General features: G+C 69.1%; 15 protein-coding genes and 2 pseudogenes. 10 read left to right on the forward strand and 7 right to left on the reverse strand.

The features are described 5' to 3' along the window. Positions 1-334 precede the first annotated feature (334 nt). Both OG490_RS37440 and OG490_RS37445 read right to left on the reverse strand, forming a co-directional pair. Positions 335-529, reverse strand: a complete 195-nt coding sequence (locus tag OG490_RS37440; RefSeq protein WP_330294187.1) for a serine protease inhibitor — start codon at positions 527-529, stop codon at positions 335-337. A 20-nt stretch (positions 530-549) separates the two neighbouring features. Beyond that, the gene (locus tag OG490_RS37445) at positions 550-858 is read right to left on the reverse strand and encodes a hypothetical protein (protein ID WP_330294188.1); all 309 of its coding nucleotides are present in this window, start codon (positions 856-858) and stop codon (positions 550-552) included. 504 nt (positions 859-1,362) lie between these two features. Between OG490_RS37445 and OG490_RS37450 the strand changes: the two genes are divergently transcribed. Both OG490_RS37450 and OG490_RS37455 read left to right on the forward strand, forming a co-directional pair. Next, positions 1,363-1,575: a KTSC domain-containing protein gene (locus tag OG490_RS37450; RefSeq protein WP_330294189.1), complete on the forward strand. Its 213-nt coding sequence runs from the start codon at positions 1,363-1,365 to the stop codon at positions 1,573-1,575. Between the two features lie 51 nt (positions 1,576-1,626). Beyond that, a complete protein-coding gene (locus OG490_RS37455; protein ID WP_330294190.1) occupies positions 1,627-3,483 on the forward strand; it encodes an AAA family ATPase in 1,857 nt (618 codons plus the stop codon). Positions 3,484-3,934: 451 nt separating this feature from the next. Here OG490_RS37455 and OG490_RS37460 read toward each other — a convergent pair whose 3' ends face one another. The 3 genes from OG490_RS37460 to OG490_RS37470 are packed head-to-tail and all read right to left on the reverse strand — an operon-like array spanning position 3,935 to position 7,568. Beyond that, positions 3,935-5,158, reverse strand: coding sequence for a hypothetical protein (locus OG490_RS37460; RefSeq protein ID WP_330294191.1), 1,224 nt, complete (start codon positions 5,156-5,158; stop codon positions 3,935-3,937). A gap of 1 nt (position 5,159) precedes the next feature. Then, positions 5,160-5,942 (reverse strand): ATP-binding protein, encoded by a 783-nt coding sequence (locus OG490_RS37465; RefSeq protein WP_330294192.1) that lies wholly within the window; start codon positions 5,940-5,942, stop codon positions 5,160-5,162. A gap of 3 nt (positions 5,943-5,945) precedes the next feature. After that, positions 5,946-7,568: a transposase gene (locus tag OG490_RS37470; protein WP_443065923.1), complete on the reverse strand. Its 1,623-nt coding sequence runs from the start codon at positions 7,566-7,568 to the stop codon at positions 5,946-5,948. A gap of 214 nt (positions 7,569-7,782) precedes the next feature. Between OG490_RS37470 and OG490_RS37475 the strand changes: the two genes are divergently transcribed. The 6 genes and pseudogenes from OG490_RS37475 to OG490_RS39350 all read left to right on the forward strand — a co-directional run. Beyond that, positions 7,783-9,297 (forward strand): restriction endonuclease, encoded by a 1,515-nt coding sequence (locus OG490_RS37475; protein WP_330294194.1) that lies wholly within the window; start codon positions 7,783-7,785, stop codon positions 9,295-9,297. A 411-nt stretch (positions 9,298-9,708) separates the two neighbouring features. Then, positions 9,709-10,019 (forward strand): annotated as a pseudogene (locus tag OG490_RS39335) (helicase associated domain-containing protein); the annotation flags it as partial. A gap of 91 nt (positions 10,020-10,110) precedes the next feature. Beyond that, positions 10,111-10,653 carry a DEAD/DEAH box helicase family protein gene (locus OG490_RS39340; protein ID WP_443066015.1) on the forward strand — a complete coding sequence of 181 codons (543 nt, stop codon included), beginning with the start codon at positions 10,111-10,113 and terminating at the stop codon, positions 10,651-10,653. Positions 10,654-10,740: 87 nt separating this feature from the next. Next, positions 10,741-11,112: a hypothetical protein gene (locus tag OG490_RS39345; protein WP_443066016.1), complete on the forward strand. Its 372-nt coding sequence runs from the start codon at positions 10,741-10,743 to the stop codon at positions 11,110-11,112. Continuing rightward, positions 11,031-11,420 carry a RidA family protein gene (locus tag OG490_RS37490; protein ID WP_330301210.1) on the forward strand — a complete coding sequence of 130 codons (390 nt, stop codon included), beginning with the start codon at positions 11,031-11,033 and terminating at the stop codon, positions 11,418-11,420. Before OG490_RS39345 ends, OG490_RS37490 begins: the two co-directional genes overlap by 82 nt. Positions 11,421-11,481: 61 nt before the next feature. After that, positions 11,482-11,739: pseudogene (locus tag OG490_RS39350) on the forward strand (flavin reductase family protein); the annotation flags it as partial. Between the two features lie 66 nt (positions 11,740-11,805). On the opposite strand, the gene OG490_RS37495 reads toward OG490_RS39350, so the two are convergent. Further along, positions 11,806-13,362, reverse strand: coding sequence for a tryptophan 7-halogenase (locus OG490_RS37495; protein WP_330301211.1), 1,557 nt, complete (start codon positions 13,360-13,362; stop codon positions 11,806-11,808). Between the two features lie 144 nt (positions 13,363-13,506). Between OG490_RS37495 and OG490_RS37500 the strand changes: the two genes are divergently transcribed. Next, positions 13,507-13,734 (forward strand): DUF6269 family protein, encoded by a 228-nt coding sequence (locus tag OG490_RS37500; RefSeq protein WP_330301212.1) that lies wholly within the window; start codon positions 13,507-13,509, stop codon positions 13,732-13,734. A gap of 90 nt (positions 13,735-13,824) precedes the next feature. On the opposite strand, the gene OG490_RS37505 is transcribed toward OG490_RS37500, so the two are convergent. Further along, positions 13,825-15,861: an AfsR/SARP family transcriptional regulator gene (locus tag OG490_RS37505; RefSeq protein ID WP_330301213.1), complete on the reverse strand. Its 2,037-nt coding sequence runs from the start codon at positions 15,859-15,861 to the stop codon at positions 13,825-13,827. A 207-nt stretch (positions 15,862-16,068) separates the two neighbouring features. Between OG490_RS37505 and OG490_RS37510 the strand changes: the two genes are divergently transcribed. After that, positions 16,069-16,374 (forward strand): hypothetical protein, encoded by a 306-nt coding sequence (locus OG490_RS37510; protein ID WP_330301214.1) that lies wholly within the window; start codon positions 16,069-16,071, stop codon positions 16,372-16,374. The last annotated feature ends 14 nt before the right edge of the window (positions 16,375-16,388 follow it).

Raw genomic sequence — 16,388 nt, forward strand, 5'->3', positions numbered from 1 at the left:
CTGAGCGCTGCGCGCTCAGGACTGAACGGCCTCGCTGCGCTCGGCCAGCGCCTTCGGCGCCTGGCTCTCCGCTTCGCTCCGAGCCATGGCCGGCCTCCGGCCGGATGTCCTGCGCTTCGCTCCGGACTGGCTCTGGTTCCGCTGCGCTCCACCAGAGCCGGGGCCTGCGGAGCAGGCCCCGGGGCTCCCGCGCTACGCGCGGGAGATGACCCCGTTTCACGGGGTCCGGGCCTTCGGCCCGTTGGGTGGGTCCGCTCCGCTCCCCCACCTCTTAGTCCTTCCGGCTCCGCCTCCAGGACCAGGCCTGCTTCGCAGTCCTGGCTAGCAGCAGTTGCTATCCCCGCCTAGGGGCCCGGACCACCTTGCCGTTCTTCACGAAGAGCCTCACGCGTTGCTCGTTGAAGTCCATCGTGACCATGCTGCCGTCGGGCACCGCATGGACCGCGATCTCCGGGAACTCAGCCCGGATCTGCTCGCGGGCCTCCTCCGCCGGCTTCCCCGTCAGCTCCGGCCACTCACTTTTCGCCACCACAAGCTCCTCCACGGGGATCACAGGCCGCTGTCGATACCGGTCACGGCCGGCGGGCCGAGCGGGGCATCGGACTCTGAGAGGCCCGCCTCTTTCAAGGCTGCCGTAACGATCCGCATGGCATCGAGCTCCGCCTCATACTTGTCCGGGGCCTCAACCTCAAGCCGGATGGAGAAGGTGCCGTCCTCGTTCAGCGTGAGGAGGCTCAGTCCCTCATTTTCACTGACCTCCGTGTGCCGCGGGGCCAACTTCCGCTCGACGGCAAGAGGCACGGAAGCGGGAACATCCGACACGAACGTACCCGGGACCGTAATGACAAAGCTGGTCACGGCAACTCCTCACATAGAACGAGACCTCCAGTGTCATCCTGCTGCCCCCAATCCTTCATAAGGAACTCGTACCAGGCCATCCCGGACGCTAGTACCAGGCCGCCCCACGTGGCCGACACCAAAACGACCAGCCAAGAGCCGCCCCAGTCTGACTCAAAATGGCAGGCGGATACAGACTTGAACTAACGGCTCATAGCGAGGAAACCTCGCCAGACAACGGTCGAGAACCAGAAGAACTGAGCAGTGCGCAGCTTCACTGACCTCGAGCCCCAGGTGCTCTGTCGAGCTCTACCGTGGCGCTCTCGTGCTGCTGAGCGTGTGACGGCTGTGTTGGTCTGTGCAGCCTCGGTCACGACGACTGTAGATGGCCCTGCAACCGAGGCCGCCGTCGACCTGGCCGGGTACAGGCCAGCTTCGGCACCGGCTGCCCCTCGACAGCAGCGCGGCGCTATCATTTCGGTCAATCGTGCAACGCCCGGCACGCAGGCCGCAGGAGGCATTTTGTTGCATGAACCTGTTCGCTCCTCCAACGTCCGGTCTGTGGGCTACAGCCAGGCAGAGCGTGTGCTCGAGGTCGCCTTTCACAACGGAGGGCTGTACCGCTACGAAGACGTCCCTGCGGACGTGCACGCGGCCCTGATGGCGTCCTCCAGCAAGGGCGGGTTCCTGGCCCAGTTCATCAAGGGCCGCTACCAGTACCGTCCGATCTCCGTCTGATTCCCAGACAGTTTCTTAGACCCGTTCGATCGTTGTTGAGTTGAGGCGTGCGTGCAGATCTGCTCCGTTTCCGTTGAGGGCTTCCGCTGCCTTGCGGACATCGGCGATGTTCCGGTCCTGCCGCAGACAGTTCTGACCGGCCAGAACGAGGGTGGGAAGAGCGCTTTGCTAGACGCGCTGAACTTTCTCCTTCACGGGACAGCGCTGAGCGAGCGCGATCTCACCTACGTCGGCGACGGGGGGCATCGGGAGCCGGCACCCGACGGTGAACCGGTCGCACCCCACGCGCGAGTGCCTCAGACAACCGTGACTGGCGAGTTCGCCCTCAACACGGATGAGCAGCAGCGCTTCGCCCTGCCCGAGCGCGTGCCCATCCGGCGCCGCTTCCGCCCGGAAGCAGGAACATTCCTGGAGATTCGACGCAGCGTCTGCAAGGATCCCGGGCTGCGGGACTTGGAATCTGTGAAGTTGCCGAACCTCAAGAAGCTGGCAGCCGCACACGGGGTCGATCCCATCGGACAGGCGAATGTGAGGAACAGCTGGGAGCAGCCTCTTCGGGAGCTGGCCCAGCAGATGGAGCAGTTCGACGAGTGGGTGGCTGCGGATTCTGAGGTAGCCGCCGCGATGCCGTCGATGGTGTACTTCAAGGGTGACGCAGTACAGGCGCCCGAGGCCGTAGTCCAGAGCCTGCTCAACTCCCGGCTACGCGAGTACACGCGGGCTGATGAAGTAGCCAAGCGCGTGGCAGACCTTGAGGGCTACTTGGCCGAATCGCTGACGCCCGACATCAACAGCATCCGCGGGCACATCGCCGAGCGGTGCGCCCTGCCGTCTGTCGAGCTGGACCCGCAGGTGCAGGTGCGTCCAGCGCTGGTCGGGGTCGAGCTGAACATCGTGGACTCGCAGGGTCGGCGGTTCCCACTCTCGTCGGCAGGAACCGGTCGCTCACGTCGCATCTCGCTGGCCCTCTGGGAGAGCAGCAACGACCTGGGGCAGCACGACTCGACGCAAGGGCCCGACGCAGATGTCGTGTTCGTTTACGACGAGCCCGACACCCACCTCGACTATTCCCACCAGCGGCGCATCATGGCATTGATCCAGTTGCAGTCATCGCGACCCAATGCGCGCGTCATTGTGGCGACGCACTCGCTCAACCTGATCGACGGCGTGGACATCTCCTCCGTAGTGCACCTGCGCACCCACGAGGGGCGGGTACGGGCAGAGGTTCTGAGCGAGGACAGCGCAGACGTGGATGTGCGTCGCCATCTGTCGACGATCGCGACCACTCTGGGGTTCCGTAACAGTGTGCTGCTGCACGAGCGGTTCTTCGTCGCGGTGGAGGGTGTGTCCGAGACGTCCGCATTCCCGATCATGTTCCGAAAGCACGCCGGGTTTCCCATCCAATCCGCCGGTATCTGCCTCTGGGCGGGTGGCAGCAACGAGGGTGCGCTGCGATTCGCCAAGTTCCTCAAGGAGCATGGCCGTGACGTCGCCTTTGTCGTCGACAAGGACAGTCGTGCCAACCAGAAGCATGTCTTTCGAGACGACAAGCTCAGGGAGCATGGCTTCGACCTGACCAAAGAGTGCCTCTACCTCGGCTCCCCCAACGAGCTTGAGGACCTGTTCACCAGTGACGACTGGGCGAACACGGCCAATGCACTGTGGAAGCCGAACACCGAACGCGGTCCCTGGCAGCCTGAAGAAGTCGAAGCACTGCGAGCCGGAAAGTTCAGCTCGCAGCTACTGACCATGTTCAAGGCCGGCTCGGCCGAAGGGCCTCAGAACAAGGAAGACCTGATGGTCGGCATCGCTGCACACCTTCCCAAGGACCGCATCCCCGCCGCACTGGCTGCAATCTTCGACGCCTTGGTCACTCGCGCGCAGAACGCGGGGCCTCATCTTTGGTAGGCCGTACGCGCTCGGCCTGACGCGCCGCGCGTCGCGCCTGCATACGCTTGAGCCGCTGTTCACGCGTCGGAGGCTCCCACGTGTGGAGGCCGACTGACGCGACCCACTGGGCGCCGTGATGGTCCTGCTCGTCACCGCACCAACGGCAGCCGTCTGGAGTGGGCGGCTCCTTGCGATGTATGCGTCGCGCTTGTCCACCACCCATGGAACACCGCCCGTATGCGTCGGAATGCCTTCGATATGAACACTTCCCCGAAAGGTCATAGCCGAAGATTCCCACACGCCACTGACAGTCCTACGGCCCAAGCCAGGCCGCTCCAACGCCAAGCCGGGCAGGCCATTCGTCGAAGACTGGACCTGGCCCAAACACCACCTGCGAGGACAGCGCAGCCCCGATTCTGCGGAGACCCAGCGGCAGGTCGCAGATGGGCCGAATCGTTCCCACCCACTCTTAACGCAGGTGACGTAACTCGCGCAGCCCGTAGTCCGGTGGCAGCCACCCCTTCTTCCGCCTCTCGATAGTCTTCCGCGTGTGTGGAGGCGGGTACGGGCAGCCCTGCATCAGATCGGGTTCATCCCTGACCCACGCAAGCCCGTAATGGGCGCTGCACACAGGCCAGATGGTCGCCGCAGGCTCCTTCACTCTCAGGGGCGTTCCACGCCGCCCGTGGGGCCGCTTGGGGCACGGAGGCTGGGGCGGGCGGATCCTGCAGCCCTCGGCGAAGGCCATCAGGGACGGCAGTCCCGCACTTCTCAGCGGATCGCTAAACAGCGGTCCGCTGCCGCCACCGATCCTCCAGAGGAGAGCGGTCGCCCTCAGCAGAGGACGTGCCCAGGCGGGAACAGGGTGGGTCATGCAGCCCCGGCGCAGCCCGTGGTCATGCAGCGTGAGCGTCGTGCCGTTCGCGCTCAGATCGCGCGCGTGCGCGGCATCGAGCTGAGTGGTGGAGGCCGCGGTGAACGCGGCCGTGGCCAGCTGAGCCGCCAGGTAGGGGTGCGCCGTCGCGCGGTGGAGCCGCCACGACACCTCCGCCTCGGTGACCGGCGGCATCACCGGCGGGAAGAAGTCCCGGTCTGCCGCTAATGGCGCGGCGCACCGGCACGGTCCGATCGACTCGTCGAAGGTCCTGAGGGTGGTCAGTGCGGGCAAGTCGATCCAGCGGTTCGCCAGGGGCCGTGCTGCTTGCGGGGCCCGGCGTTGTGGGATGGTCGGTTCGGCCTCGGGCAGCAGGGCGGAGGCCTCGGCGATGCTGTGGTCCACCTGGCGCAGTTCGCGTTCCAGGAATGCCCGTACGGCCCGGTGGTGGCAGACCAGAACCAGGCGGACACCGGTACGCCGGCGCAGGGTGAGGAGAGCTCTGAAGCGGTGCGGAGTAAGCAGGTGGGCGCGCAGCAGGGTCAGGTGGGTGATGGGGGTGGCCAGGATCCAGGCCGCGGCGATCGACCAGGCCGGGGCCGGGTCGAGGTGGCGGTAGCCGGCCACGGGGACCGGCTTGCCAAGGGCAGCGAGGACGTCGTAGGCGAGCGCGATCGCGGCGTCGGTGCCCGGGGTCGGATGAACGGTGAGGCGTCCGTGCTGCGGGGCGTGGGAGGCCAGCGCCGCCCGGGTGTGGACCACGTCGTCGTACGGGTCCAGGACCACCGTGACCGGCGGCGGGTTCGGGCAGTCCAGCACCTCAGGCCACCACCGGGCGCTGGCGCAGCTTGCTGTAGGACCAGCGCAGCAAGTCCTCGTCCAGGCTCCGCCCGGACTCCTTCATCCCGGCAGTCAGGTGATGGGTGATCTTCGCCCAGGCCCGGAAATTGCCGTGCGCGGCCTCGTCATCGCACATCGCGATCAGATCCGGGTCCGCATCCGCCCACACGGGGTGGAACGCCGGGATGACGGTGAGGACCTCCTCCAGCGGCATCGGCTCGATCTCCTGCCACGCGTACACCCGGGACTCCAGCATCGGCTCACTCTGCAACATCTCGAAACAGCCGTCCCCGCCCGTGAACACGATCGTCAGATCCGAGCCGATGTCATCCCACAGATAACGCAGGTACTCGAAGCACATCTTCGACAGCCACTGCGCCTCGTCACAGACCAGGACGTGCGTCGCCTCCAGGGCGCCGCGCAGCATACGGTCGAACTCGATCGGCTGCGTCGGCGGACGGCCCTGCATACCCAGGGCGTGGAACAGCTCATGGCGCAGGTCGCGGGTCGAAGGGCGGGCCCGGAACTGGATCCGGCGTGTCAGCCTCGGTGCGAGCTCACGCAGCGAGGTGTTCACAGCCAACGACTTGCCCCGGCCCGCCTGCCCGTAGATGCAGATCATGGCTCTGGCCTCGATTGCGGCACGGATGTTCTCCCGCACCATCAGCAGCGCGCGCGTGGAGACCACCTGGGCGCCCGGCAGCCGCATGAAGTGGTCCTCCCGCTCCCGGGGCAGCCGGCCCTGCCGTTCAGCAGTCGCCATTGATCAACGCTCCCCGCTGTCGTCACGTACACCACCCGCTCCAGACGGCCCGCCCTCGGCTGCCTCCGCCTGCCCGGAATCGGTCTGCGAGTCGGCCGCGCGGCGGGGGCGGACAACCGGCCGGGCCCAGGAAGCCGGAGGCTCACGCGGCGGGATCAAGTCCGGCAGAGCACGGGCCGCCAGATCCACGCCCCTGGACCGGGCGATCTCCGCCTCGGCCTGCGAGGAAGTGACCGTGCGGCGCGGACGGGGCACCGCAGCCGTCGTCGTGGCCGTGTAGCGGGCCTTGCGCAGCTTCTCCGCCGCCTTCAGATCCGCCTTCAACGCGCGGGCCTGCTTCTCCCTGACCGAACTCAGCGCACGACGCTGCTCCACCGTCGCCGCCTGGGCCAGGTAGGCGGTCCCGAGGTGCCGGCCCCACTCCTCGGTAGAGAACACCTCGATCTGCCCGTCGTAGTGCGGCAGATACCGCAGCCGGACCCGCATGCCGACGTGGCCGGCCATCCACGGCGCGATATAGGCACGACGTCGCCAGCTGATTCCGTTCGTGGTGATCTTCCGGACCCGGCCGTCGTCCTCCAGCGCGAAGAACGCCAGGCGCTCCTCCGCAACGTCCTCGACCGGCGCCGGATCCGCCTCCCACGCCGCCAACGGCGTCAGGTTCGCGGCCAGACCGGCAGGGCGGTGCTCGGTGTTCCACCAGGCCACCCAGTCCAGCAGGACCTTCACGAAGTCCGGGTACGAGAGCAGGTCCTCCACCGGATCCGGACGGTACGCCTCCGCCGGGCGAGCACGGTGCGTATAGCCCGGCAGCGAGACCAGCAGCATCTCCTCCACCGCACCGTTCAACGCCTCGACGGTGCCCTTGCGGTACGGCTTATACGCCGGCAGATCATCCACCGGAACAGCGAAAGCACCCAGAGCACGCTCCACCGTCCGGCACAAGAACTCCTTGCCCCGGTCCACCCGCACCACGCCGGGCAGACCACCGAACGGGCCGTACGGATCCTGCCTGCTGATCCCCGTGCGCAGCGCGGCCAGGACCGCATCCCTCGCCGGCTGGTGCGGAGTAACCGCCACCCCGACGATCGCCTTCGTCGCTACATCGATGAACCACGTCACCCACGGACACACCGCAGACCCTTCAAGATCCACCCGCACCGGGACCCGCTTGTGGTCCCCCTCCCAGCACGCATTCCGATGCGTCGCGGGGCGCTTCCCATACACATCGAAGCGTCGGCGGGCCTCCTCGCCGCCCTTCAGGCCCTCGCGCTCCCCCACCGACAAGTCCTGCCGTACGGCGCGGTGGAACACCGACAGTGACGGCACCGGCCCCAGCGACGGGTCCTCCACCGCACGAGCCACGAGCTCACGGTGCACCGCAGAGACATTCCCGCCCCACACAGCCAGCTGCTGCCGAATCTCCTGCGTCACGGTGAGCCTCGAACGCGGCTTCGGACCCATCCGCCCCTCGCTCCGCCCCACGGACAACCAGCTCCACACCGTGCGCTCCGACACTCCGGACACCGACGCCACCAACCGCACATGCGCCGACGTCAGCTCGCCCCGGGAATCCAACGACATCAGACGGGCAACAGCCGCCTCACGCACTACAGCAACTGGCATCACCACGTCCCCGGCGTCGGGACCCTCCCCAGCCATGCACATCACCCCTCAGACAGAACGCCCAGCGAAGACGCTGTCCGCCGCTTCCCACCCCACACAGACACGCCGCGCAGCATCACCCGAACGGAGACGGCGGGCTCAAGCAGACCGCCCAGATTGACGCAGGAGCCCGCGGGGCAGCTCTTGCCTCAGACAGGGCTACAAGGGGGGAACCATGGCGCGAAGGAAGTCGCTGGCGTCTCAGCTCATGCAGGCGTACCGCGACGCCCAGAAGGCCAAGGCAGCAGCTGCCAAGCAGGCGGAAGCAGAGCGGCTGCGGCAGGCGCGCGCTGAAGAACGGGAAGCGGCCCGGCAGGGCAGGGAGGACGCGCGGAGAGAGCGGGAGCAGGCCCAGGCTTGGGTACGGGCCAAGAAGCAGAACGAGCGGACCCGTGCCGAGGAGGCGCGCAAGGCCGATCAGATCGTCCGGGACCTGGAGAAGCGTGAAGCAGCCCGAGCGAAGGCGGCCGAGCAGAAGAAGAAGGCCGCGGCGCGTGAGAAAACCGAGGCCGACCGGCGAGCAAGCCAACAACTGAGCGAGGACCTGCGCCGAGAAGCCGCAGCCAAGACAGCCGAAGTCGAGGAGCAGGTCAAGCGCCTGAACGCCGTGCTCACCGGCAGAGCGACAGGACTGCACACTCACCGCCTGCCGGTAGAGCAGGCCTTTGTCAGCAATGGCATCGACGCGATGACTGGCCACGTCGAAGCTGCACTCGGCCAGGTCAGCTACCCCAACGGACTTCGCGGCACGTGGCGTACGGCGTTCACACCCGAATCACGAGAGCTCGTGCTGGACGTTGAGCTCCCCAGCCAGGTGGCAGTACCAGTGGCCATGCAGTACCGATACAAGGGTTCGACTCCGCCCACAGTCGTCCCCCAGCCGCGGAAAGACGCCGAGACCAAGGCCATGTACAGGGACCTCGTCGCCAGACTCGCACTCCGCGCCATCGACGAAGCGCTCGCCGTGACACCACCCGCGCTGGTCGACGTCGTGGCCTTCAACGGGCATGTCAATGCCAAGGACCGGGCCACAGGAAAGGCCGTCCGGCCCTGCCTGGTCAGCCTGCGTGCGGAGCGGAACACCTTCGAGGAACTCGTCCTGGACGAACCAGAACTCGACCCTGTGCAGACCCTGCGTTACCTCAACGCCATCGTCTCCCAACACCCCTACGACCTGGAACCCGTCCGGCCAGTAGTTACGTTCGACCTAGCCAAATTCAAACTCGCACCCGAACACGACGTGGTCGCCGGCCTTGACAGCCGACCCGACCTACTCGCACTCGACCCCATCGAATTCGAACATCTCATCCGGCGTCTGTTCGAGGCGAGGGGACTCAAGTCCTGGGTCACCCAGGCCTCACGCGACGACGGAATCGACGCAGTCGCCATCAGCGAGGAACCCCTGGTCGGCGGCCTCTGCATCATCCAAGCCAAACGCACCAAGAACGTCGTACCAGCGGAGACCGTCCGCGCACACGCCGCCATGGTCAACGACAAAGTCGCTTCCAAGGGCATCGTCGTCACCACCGCCTGGTTCGGCAAAGCCAGTCACGACTTCGCCCCGCGCCACCGACTGGAACTCATCGACGGCCGACACCTGAAGGCACTCCTCCTCGAGTACCTCGACATCGACGCTCTCATCGGACTTCCCAAGCTCCCACCCGGCTGGGCAACCCGAGACCTCACCTAACACAGGACCAGCAAGAAGACCGCCCCAACTCACTCCGCGCATACCGATCCAACGCCTACAGACTCGGCGCGAGCTCCACCCCAGATTCGGCAGCACTCTTCAGCAACAAATCAGCGCCAAACCTTCAGAGCAGGAGCGACATCACCACAAACCTGCACGTCACAGCGCTCAAAACCCACTGAAAACGAAACGCCGAACCACTGAAGAACCGACGCCGAATATCACTCACATCCCAAAGGCTAAGGGCCGGACATACCCCTGACGTATACACAGCGTGCGAGGCTTCTTGACATTGCGCGCAACAACCACCGCACCGCACGCGCCAACCCTCACACCCCCAGGTCAGAGGCGTGACAACCACTCAGTTTCACTGACCAACGACAGCTGTCGCGGATCAATGGACTGCGCTGGCAGCGCGAGCTCCTGGAGGCGGTCGGCGTCGTGCCGCTGTCCCCGGAGCAGGCGGAGCCCGCCAAGGCCGCCAAGGCGGCTGGGAGCGCCTTCGAGAAGGGCGTGGCGGCCCCCTGGCGCAGTACAAGCCCGCACCCGGGTCTCTGACGGTCCCCAGGGGCCACGTGGAGGAGTTGCCGGACGGGTCGGAGGTCAAGCTCGGGGTGTTCCTGAGCAACAGCCGCAGCCGCCGGGCCAAGCTGACCGCCGACAAGCTCCAGGCGCTCGCCGCGCTTGGGCTGGAGTGGGCGCCGACGGAGGAGACGGCGTGATGACGGCAGGAGAGCAGGGCGCGGCGCAGCAGGTGGTCAGCCGCCTCGGCCAAGGTGGTGGCCAACCCCGAAGGCCGGCCTGCGGGCGACGGTGGTCGCGGCGTGCGGGACCGGGAAGACGTTCATCGCCGCGGCGGCCGCGCTGCGCCTGGCGCGGGGCGGGCGGGTCCTGGTGCTGCTGCCGACGCTCGATCTGCTGACGCAGACCGCTCGGGAGTGGCGCACGGCCGGCCACAGCGGGCCCGCGGTCGCCGTGTGCTCCCTGGAGGACAACGCACAGCTCTACGGCCTTGCCGTGCGTACGACCACGTCGGCACCGCAGTTGGGGCTGTGGCACGGGCAGGGCCCGGTCACCGTGTACGCGACGTACGCCTCCCTGCCCGTCATCGCCGAAGCCCACCGCGGCCAGTACGGGATCCCCATGGCCCCCTTCGACCTGGTCGTCGTCGACGAGGCGCACCGGACGTCGGGGTCGGCGGGGAAGGCGTGGGCGGAGGTCCACCGCCAGAAGGTGATCCCGGCCCGGCGCCGGCTGTACATGACCGCCACACCCCGGATCTGGGCCGAGCGACTTCCCCGCACCCGGGCGCAGAGGAAGGCGGCCGGGGAGGCGCGGCGTCTCGCCGAGGAGTAGCGCCGTACGGAGGCGGAGGCCGAGGGGCGCCCGTATGTCCCGGGCAGGCCGGCGTACGACCCGCTGCCCAAGGAGATGGCCTGTTCCATGGACGATGTCCGGGTGTTCGGGCCGGTGGTCTACGAGCTGTCGCTCGCCGACGCGGCCGCCCGGGGGCTACTGGCGCGCTACCAGGTGGTCGTGGTCGAGCTCGTGGACCCGGTCGTCACCCCGAAGCGGCTCTACGGCGACGAGCGGTGGGAGGAGCGGCTGCGCGGCCAGCGCCTGGCCGCCGTGCAGACCGCCCTGCTGGAAGCCATGGCCGAGCACGACCTGAAGACCACGATCACCTTCCACCACCGCACCGTCGAGGCGCAGGCCTTCGCCGAAGGACACCCGTGGCCGCCTACACCCCGGCCCTGCGCAACGGCCGCTACGTCTTCGTCTCCGGCCAGCTGCCCACGGTCGACGACAAGCTGATCCACGTCGGGAAGGTCGGCGCCGAGGTCACCGCCGAGCAGGCCACGGAAGCCGCCCGGCAGTGCGCCCTGAACGCCCTGGCCGCCCTCAAGTCCGCCGTCGGGGACCTCTCTGCCGTCAAGCAGGTCGTCGGCTACGTGAACGGCGCCCCCTCCTTCACCTCCCCGCCCGCGGTCATCAACGGGGCCAGCGAACTGTTCGCCGCGGCGTTCACCGGAGCGGCCGGCATCCACGCGCGCAGCGCCGTCGGTGTCGCCATGCTCTCCCAGAACGCCCCCGTCGTCATCGACGTCCAGTTCGAGGTCTGAGCCCCACATGCCGAACGCACCGTCCGGCAGCCAGGACCCGCTGGACGACTTCCGCGAAACGATGGCCCACCTCGTCTCCGGGGTGGCCGTCGTCACCGCGAGCAGCCCCGAGGGGCAGCCCGGTGGGCTCCTGGTTTCCTCGATCACCTCGTACGGCACGGACCCCGCGACCGTCATGCCGGCGGTCAGCCGCAGCGCACGGACCTACGAACTCCTCCGACAGGCCGAAGAGTTCGGGGTGCACCTGCTGGCATCCGACCAGACGGAACTCGCCGGGATCTTCGCCGGTCACCAGGACGACAAGTTCGCGGACACCGACGAGGACGAACGTTGTGTTGCGGGTCCCGGCTCCCCGCCGCCAGGGGCGGTCGCCGAGGGCCTGCGTTCATCCGCGCGTCCCCAACGTTGCTCTCGCCGTGCGGAGTTCGGGGATTCCGCCGTGCAGGCGGTCGAGGTAGGTGTGGGCCTCGGGGAGGGTCTCCCCGAGGATGCGCTGCCCGCGCGCGATGCGGGTGAAGTGGTCCTCGGCCGTCCGGAGCGCGTGGGGGTGGTGGGCCAGGGCCGGGGGCGGGGCCGCCGTGTGGGGGGTGAGGGCCGCCAGGAGGGTGCGCAGGGGGGCCTCGTCGGGGAGGGACGAAAGGCCGTCCCGGTGGGCTTCCACGGTGGCGTGCAGGTCGTCGGGGAGGGGCAGGGCGCGCTGAGCCGTCCAGAACGGGGCGTCCGTGCGGGGTGAGGCCGCGTAGCGGAGCTGGGCGAGGTCGAGCGCGCGCCGGTAGTGGTCGGCGGCCGCCCGGTTGAAGCGGGCTGCGGGGGCCTCGCGGTAGTCGGCGGACGGAAAGTCCCGGATCAGGCGGTCCAGGAGGTCGAGCGTGGCCCGCTGGTCGTCGGCCAGGGGGTCCGTGAACCAGGCGGCCGCTCCGAGGGCCACGCAGTTCTTGACCCAGGTGCGCCTGGTGTGGCCGACACGGAGGGGGATGTGGGTCGCCTCCGCGTGGTCGCGGGGCAGGCCCAGTGCTCTGCGCAGGCTCCGGGCGGCCTCGTCGGGGGTGGTCAGGGTGCTCGCGTAGACGAGGCCGGCGCCCTGGCGGCCGAGCAGGTGGCGGCGCCAGGTCCAGCCGTGCGGGAGGGCGGTGGCGGTGGTGTACGGCTCGACGCCGTACAGGTCGCTGTCGTGCGGAAGCGTGAGGGACAGCGCGCTGTCGGCGAGGAGGCGGTCACCCGCGCCGGTGAAGGGTTCGCCGAGGACGCCGGCCAGGAGCAGGCTCTCGGAGCCGGTGCAGTCCAGGAAGAAGTCGGCCGTCAGGTCTCCCCGGGTGGTGTGCAGGGCCGTCATCATGCCGTTCTCGTCCCGGTGGGCGCCGAGGAGTTCGCCGGTCACCATGCGCACGCCGCAGTTCTCCATCGCCTTTCTGCGCAGGAAATGGGTCAGCATGAAGGTGTCCGCGTGCCAGCCGTACGTAATTGCCGCTCGGCCGTCCAGCCAGCGCGGGGATTTACGGGCGTCCATGAGCGGCGGCTCGCGGAAACAGGCGTGGTCGAGGGGCTCGACGGTTTGACCGGCCCGGCGGCGGAGGAGCCAGAAATCGGAGAGGGGAAATCCCTCGCAGTCCGCCGGTGTCCCGTCCTGGGGAACGTAGAAATGGCGTTCGCCGACTCCCCAGTTCACGTATTTCACGGCCGCGTCGAAAGAGGCCTCACTCGCGCGCATCCAGGTGTGCTCGGGGATGCCGAGACGGTCGAACAGGTCGCGCTGCAGGTTCGGTGCGAGGGCCGTGACCTGGGGTTCGGGGCGGTGCGGGGTTTCGAGGACCGTGACGCCGACCGTGCCCTGGCAGGCGGAGGCCAGCCGGGCGGCGGCGATCCAGGCGGTGAGGGTACCGCCGGCTATCACCGCTTTCCTGATGCGGGTGGGTGCGGCGGTCGCGGCCGCGTTCGTGTCCATGGGAGAAGGGTCGCGGCCGGGTCTGTACGGAATGTTCGGGACGTCTGTATCGGGTGGTCCAGATGGAACGGAGAACGCGTACAGGGGGTGAGCCGAATCTGTTGGTGCGGGACCTGAACGGGCCCGACACCAATAGGAGGAATGATGTTCGAGCAGTCTCAGGTCCGGCACCCCCTGGAAATTCTGACCGAGATCGAGCGCAGTGCGGCGGTGGATCAGGAACTCCTGCTGCGCGACAGTGGAACGCCTTGGGCCGAACTCCTCGCGGACTACGTCGACGCCTTGAACGAACTGGCCACGCAGGGCACCGTGGACAACGGGTACATCGCCACCTACGGGCTGGACGAGGGGCACGCGGGCGGCTGCGGATGAGCGGGCAGGGGAGAGCGGCCTGGTGGCGGGGGCCACCAGGCCGCGGGGGAAGCGGGCCGCGGGGAACGGGGGCCGCCGGGGAACGGGGCCTCAGGCCGTGAGGACGCGGGTCCGGGCGAACAGTCGGACCAGCGGCATCAGGCGGTAGCGCGGGACGAGGTCGTCGCCGGTGGGCCGGGGTTCGAGGAGGCGTGCGTCGGCCAGCCGGTCCAGGACGTCCTCGGCCTCGTGGAGCGGCAGGTCGAGAAGGGCCGCCGCGTCCGGGGGCGAGAGGAACGGCAGGTCCGTGGCCGTGAGGGCGGCGAACGCCGTGGCGGTGTACGGGTCGAGGGCGTTCAGGGCGTGCCGCAACCCGGTGGTGACGTCGAGGCTGCCGATGCGCAGTTCGTCCAGCCGGCGGTCCTCGGCCGCGAGTCGTGCGGCGAGTCGGGCGGGCGGTCGGTCGGGGCGGTCGGCGAGCCGGGCCGCGGCGATGCGCAGGGCGAGCGGGAGGCGGTCGCAGTACTCGGCGATGCGGGCGACCGCTTCGGGGTCTGCGGCCAGTCGGTCGGGGCCGGCGATCCGGGCGAGGAGGCGGGTCGCCTCGGCGGGGGTCATCGGGCCCAGCCGTACCAGGCGAGTGCCCTCCAGGGAGGCGAGGCCCGGCTGGATGCCGGTGACGAGTGTGCGGGTGGATCCGCCGCCGGGCAGCAGGGGGCGTACCTGGGTGTCGTCGGCCGCGTTGTCGAGGACGATCAGCATGCGGCGGTCGGCGAGGAGGGTGCGGTAGAGCTGGGCGCGCTCGTCGAGCCCGTCGGGCAGCTGGGCCGGGGCGGCCCCGGCCCCGGCCCCCAGGGCCTCGAGGAACCAGCCGAGGACCTGCCGGGGGCTGCGCGGCATGCCGTTGGGGGTGCGGAGGTCGGCGTAGAGCTGGCCGTCGGGGAAGGCAGGGCGGAGCTGTTCGGCGGCTCGGAGGGCGAGGGCGGACTTCCCGGTGCCGGGTGCTCCGGTGACGGCCACGTCCTGGTGGCCGCTCAGGGCGTCGAGCACCTCGCGGATCTCGGCCTCCCGGCCCGTGAAGTCGCCGGGCGCAGCCGGCAACAGGGCCGGAACCAGGCGGGCGGGCGCGGGTCCGGCGGGCGCGGGTCCGGCGGGCGCCGGTGCGGCGGAGGCCAGTGCGTCGGGCGCCAGTCCATCGAAGGCCGGTACGGCGGGCGCCGATACGGCAGGGACCGGTACGGCGAGGGGCGGCGCGGCAGGAGCCGGTACCGCAGGAGCCGGTACGGCGGAAGCCAGCACAGCGACAGGCCGCGCGGGCGAGGCCGGTACCGCAGAAACCGGTACGGCGGAGGGCGGTACCGCGACCGGCGGTGCGGGCGGGGGCGGTGTGGTGGGGGGCGGTGTGGTGGGGGGTGGGGGGAGGGTGGTGGTGAGGATTTGGTGGTGGAGGGCGCGTAGTCCGGGGCTCGGGTCGATGCCCAACTCGTCGGCCAGGATGCGGCGGCCGTCCTCGTACAGGGAGAGGGCGTCGGCCTGCCGGCCGGAGCGGTAGAGGGCGGTCATCAGCTGGCCGCGCAGGCGTTCGCGTACGGGGTGTCGGGTGACCTGCCGGGTGAGGCCCGGGACGAGCTCGTCGTGCCGGCCCAGGGCGAGGGCGGCCTCGGTGTGGTGTTCGGTCGCCGCGAGGTGCGCCTCGGTCATGCGCGGTCCCTCGGCGGCTGCGAGCTGCTCGGTGACGTCGCTGAGAGCGGGGCCGCTCCACAGGGCGAGCGCCTCGGCGAGCCGGCGTTCGGCTTCGGCGTAGCGGCCGGCGAGGAGGTCGGCGCGGCCGGTCTCGGCGAGTGCGCGGAAGCGGTCCCAGTCCAGGGCGGCGGAGGTGATGTCCATGCGGTATCCGGCGCCGCAGCGTTCCAGGCCGTGGCCGGGCCCCAGGCGGGTGCGCAGCCGCGAGACGTACGTGTAGAGCTGGTTGGTGCTGGTGGCGGGCGGCTCCCAGCCCCAGAGCAGAGTGGTCAGCCGCTCGTCGGTGATGACCTGGCCGTGAGCGAGGAGCAGGGCGGCGAGCGCGGTGCGCTGCTTGGAGCCGTCGAGGGCGACCGGGCGGCCGTCAAGCCGGGCCGACACGGGCCCGAGGATCTTGAAGTCCATGGAGGTCCCCCACCGTTCGCGAGCCCGCGTCTGCTCGCGGGACAACTCGCGTAAAACGCTATTGACCTGCTGTTTTAGCTCGCTGTCGGATCGATTTCAGGGATCCGAAAGGGATTTGAAAGCGCACGAAAACGGGGGCTCCGTAGCGTTCATGGCGTACCGCAGGGCACCGGCCCACAGCGGACAGCGAAGGTCCTGGAGGACACCATGAACCGCATCATCCTCTCCGCTCGCAAGACCGCTCAGACCGCGACGACCGCTCCGGTGGGCAAGCTGATGGCGACGGCGGCCTTGCTCCTCACGGCGGTCGGAGGAGTCGCGGTGCAGCAGGGTGTGACGCCATTCGGCGACATCGCGTCGGCGGCCGGCCCGACCGCCGACGACCCGTGGTCGGTCCGCGCCGACGGCCTGCTCCGGGACGACCCGTGGAAGGCCTCCGCCACCGTCGCCAACACGGACGACCCGTGGAAGGCCTCCGCCACGGTCGGCACGACGGACGACCCGTGGGTGTGAACCGGGTCCCCCAG

This window comes from Streptomyces sp. NBC_00503 (assembly GCF_036346895.1).
GTDB lineage: Bacteria > Actinomycetota > Actinomycetes > Streptomycetales > Streptomycetaceae > Streptomyces.